The organism is Mesorhizobium sp. M7A.F.Ca.CA.002.09.1.1 (genome assembly GCF_003998555.1).
Taxonomy (GTDB): Bacteria; Pseudomonadota; Alphaproteobacteria; order Rhizobiales; family Rhizobiaceae; genus Mesorhizobium; species Mesorhizobium ciceri.
The window spans coordinates 1-3,609 of the sequence record NZ_RZRR01000592.1; the positions used below are offsets into that span (position 1 = coordinate 1).

A 3,609-nucleotide genomic window follows, 5' to 3' on the forward strand; every position below is an offset into this window, starting at 1 on the left:
GGCCGCGGCGGCCAAGGCAAAAGCAGCACCGGCCAAGAAGCCGGCAGCGAAAGCTGCGGCGAAACCGGCAGTGAAGAAGGCGGCACCCGCCAAGGCAGCGGCAAAGCCGGCTGCCAAGGCGGCACCGGCCAAGAAGCCTGCAGCGAAAGCTGCGGCGAAACCCGCAGCGAAGAAGGCAGCAGCACCTGCCAAGAAACCGGCTGCCAAGGCTGCACCAGCCAAGAAGCCGGCTGCCAAGGCTGCTCCGGCAAAGAAGGCTGCGGCAGCGAAATCTTCAGCGCCGGTGAAGAAAGCGGCACCTGCGGCCAAGCCGAAGGCAGCGCCCGCGAAGGCCGGCAAGAAGTAGTCGCGCTTCCCTCGCCGGGGGCGGTGCCGAAACAGTCAAGGGCGGGTGCCTCACAGGGCGCCCCGCTCGTTGTTTAGGCAGTCGGAAGGCGAGAACAGAGGCGGACGGAGGATATCTTTTCGCAGCTCCCAGGACTTCGCCATAGGGCGGAGTCCGGTGGGGCTTTTTTCGTGTCATTCATGCGGGTGATGAAACATCGGCGCGAGGCTCGTCGGTCTTGCCAGTCGGCTGGCGGCTTCGCGCGATCCCGGCAACCATGGTGATGAAGCACCGTCTTCATGGAGCGCTCGCTAAACGGCCCTGGCCGCTGCGTCGCTCTGGCGGCTGGGTTTTCCGCTTCTGGCCATTGCCCGATCGCGCCCGATCGGTCAACACTGCCGGCCTGCAAAACAGGAAACGGATCATGCCCAGACTGCTCTATGCGTCGTCTTCTCCCTACAGTTCCAAGGTACGAATGGCGGCAGCCTATGCCGGCATCGCTGTCGATCTGGTGCCGATCAAGACCGAGGAGAAGCCGGCCGACTTGATGATCGCCAACCCGCTCGGCAAGATTCCGGTTCTGGTGCTCGACGACGGTCGCTCCATCCATGACAGTCGCGCCATCACCCAGCATCTCAACCGTTTGTCGAAGAGCGCGCTTTTTCCACGCAATCCCGACAAGCGGCTCGAGGCAGAAGTGCTGGAGGCATTGGCCGACGGCATTTGCGACTGTGCGCTGTCGATGGTCTATGAACGGCGCACGCGGCCTGAGGAGATGGTCTATCAGCCCTGGCTCGATCGCCAGTGGGCGAAGATCACGGCGGCACTCGACCTGCTCAACGCCAACCCGCCGAAGCTGCCGAAAAAGATCACCGCCGGCCAGATGGCGCTGCGCGCCTGCCTTGGCTATCTCGCGCTGCGCTTTGCCGGGAAATGGGAGAAGGGTCGCGCCCGGCTGACGCGGTGGGCGGCACGCTTCGACGAGAAGTTTCCAGAACTGAAGCCCTGCATTCCCGGTTGACCGCCCATTACCCGAATAGATTTACCCGGAAATCACGCGAGCATAAAAAAAGCCGGGCGCGAGGCCCGGCTTTTTCGTGTCGTGGCTTGAACGACTTAGAACTTCATACCGACGCCGAAGGTGACGCGGTTGTCGGTGGCCTTGACCTTGCCGATGCCATCGAAGCTCTTGCTGCCGAAGTCGGTGTAACGATACTCGACACGACCGAAGACATTGTCGGTCAGCTTGATGTCGGTGCCGAGACCGGCGGTCCAGCCGAGCAACGTGGCGCGGTCCGAACCGTATACGTCGTCTTCGACCTTCAGGCTTCTTCCGGCGAGACCGCCGGTGCCATAGAGCAGGATTTCGGGGGTCACGGCATAGCCGAGACGGGCTCGCAACGAACCCTCGAAGCCGGCCTTGGAATTGACGCCAGAATCGTCGCCCTTGACGCCGTTGTAGCCGAGTTCGGCTTCAGCGCCGTAGACGAAGTTCTCTTGCTGCCACTGATAGCCGCCGAAGACGCTGCCGACGAAGCCCTTGGTGCCGACGTCAACATTGTCAACACCCAGATCCTTTTCCTTGGTATGGCCGCTGAAGCCATAGCCGACGTTGAGACCGGCGTAGGGGCCGGCCCACGAAGCGACGGGAAGTTCAGCGATCGGCGCAGGTGCCGGCGGCTCTTCCGAAACCACGTCAGCAGCATAGGCAGTTCCGCTGAGGGCGAAGAGCCCGAGCGCAACGGCCAGCGGCCGTGCGAATTTGAGATTGGCTTGCATTGTTCTTTACTCCTTAAGCCACAGGACACAGGCTTGTTTCTCACGATCGCCATCGACCCGTCCGGGGGGGAAACGGATCTGGCGTTCGTCGGTTCCAAATGTCGTGTCAAAATGCGGCTGAAGCGAACCTGAACTTGGGTCATTCCCCGGCGCAAATGAGGCAGAACCTTGACGTTGCATCTTCGCAACAGCGAAATGGCAGGAACCATCCGGTGCTGCGCTGCACACCGCTTGGTGCAAGGACTCCAGCACCCTATATTGCGGTCGGGCACGCCTGAGTCCAGGGCGGGCCAAGATGCCCAAACGGCCGTTTCGCCACAATGCTGCCCAAGGTGCGAACACCATTTAACGCATGCCGGGCCATATTTCGCCGGCACTGCTTTTTCGGGCCGAAATTGAGGATTGACACCATATGAGCAAAGCCACTGTCACGGCGCTGGTGACGGGCGGGGCCAGGCGGATCGGCAGGGCGATCGTCGAGGATCTCGCCGCGCACGGTTTTGCCGTCGCCATCCATTGCAACCGCTCGCGCAGCGAGGCCGATGCGTTGGCTGCCGAAATCATCGCCGGAGGTGGCCGCGCCGCAGTGGTCGCCGCCGACCTGACCGATATGGACGCCATCGATGACCTTATCGGCGAGGCGCAAGCAGCGCTCGGGCCGCTCTCGCTGCTGGTCAACAACGCGTCGCTGTTCGAGGACGATTCGGTTCTGGATTTCGACTGGCGGGCCTGGGACCGGCACTTTGCCGTCCATGTGAAAGCGCCCGCGCTCCTGGCGCAGAATTTCGCCCGGGCACTACCGGCAGGGCAGGAGGGCCTGATCGTCAACATGATAGACCAGCGCGTCTGGCGGCCGACGCCGCGCTACTTCTCCTATGCACTGTCCAAATCGACGCTGTGGACAGCCACCCAGATGATGGCGCAAGCGCTCGGTCCCCGCGTCCGCGTCAATGCCATCGGCCCGGGGCCGACATTGAAGAACGCGCGTCAGGACGACAGCGATTTTGCAGCCCAAGTCGATGGCTTGATCCTCAAGCGCGGCCCGGAATTGCCGGAATTCGGCGCCACTATCCGCTATCTCTGGGAAGCGCGCTCGGTCACCGGCCAGATGATCGCGCTTGATGGCGGCCAGCATCTTGCGTGGCAGACGCCCGATGTGACAGGCATGACGGAATGAGTCCTGTAGACCACAAAAGCAAGCCGCGCGGCGGCACCGACGATCTGCCCCCCGATATCGACCTCGAGGACGAGGCGGTCGAGGAAATCGTTGAAACCGTCGGTCCCGATGTCGCCTTCACCGCCATCGACTGGACGCCGCATGCCGGCGACGCGGAAGGCATGATCGGCGCCGAGGTGATCCAGACGCTGGTCAAGCGGCTGCCCAACGCGCCCGGCGTCTACCGCATGATGAACGCTGCCGGCGATGTGCTCTATGTCGGCAAGGCACGCAGCCTGAAGAAGCGCGTCACCAACTACGCGCAAGGCCGCTTCCACACCACCCGCAT

Annotated in this window: 5 protein-coding genes; 4 read left to right on the forward strand and 1 reads right to left on the reverse strand. The window is 62.8% G+C overall.

Translation table 11 applies throughout. The annotated features are described in order from the left end of the window. Together EN994_RS22625 and EN994_RS22630 are read left to right on the forward strand one after the other, a co-directional pair. The coding region (locus EN994_RS22625; RefSeq protein WP_127307819.1) for a histone at positions 1-346 on the forward strand (346 nt) is incomplete at its 5' end. A gap of 403 nt (positions 347-749) precedes the next feature. Then, on the forward strand, positions 750-1,346 hold the full coding sequence (locus EN994_RS22630; RefSeq protein ID WP_013532484.1) for a glutathione S-transferase family protein: 597 nt from the start codon (positions 750-752) through the stop codon (positions 1,344-1,346). 95 nt (positions 1,347-1,441) lie between these two features. Here EN994_RS22630 and EN994_RS22635 read toward each other — a convergent pair whose 3' ends face one another. Beyond that, complete coding sequence (locus EN994_RS22635; RefSeq protein WP_013532483.1) at positions 1,442-2,104, reverse strand: outer membrane protein; 663 nt, start codon at positions 2,102-2,104, stop codon at positions 1,442-1,444. A 412-nt stretch (positions 2,105-2,516) separates the two neighbouring features. Here EN994_RS22635 and EN994_RS22640 point away from each other — a divergent pair, with 412 nt between their 5' ends. Together EN994_RS22640 and EN994_RS22645 are read left to right on the forward strand one after the other, a co-directional pair. Further along, positions 2,517-3,281 carry an SDR family oxidoreductase gene (locus tag EN994_RS22640; RefSeq protein WP_013532482.1) on the forward strand — a complete coding sequence of 255 codons (765 nt, stop codon included), beginning with the start codon at positions 2,517-2,519 and terminating at the stop codon, positions 3,279-3,281. Continuing rightward, on the forward strand, positions 3,278-3,609 hold a 332-nt coding region (locus tag EN994_RS22645; RefSeq protein ID WP_164746083.1), incomplete at its 3' end, for a GIY-YIG nuclease family protein. The genes EN994_RS22640 and EN994_RS22645, both read left to right, overlap by 4 nt.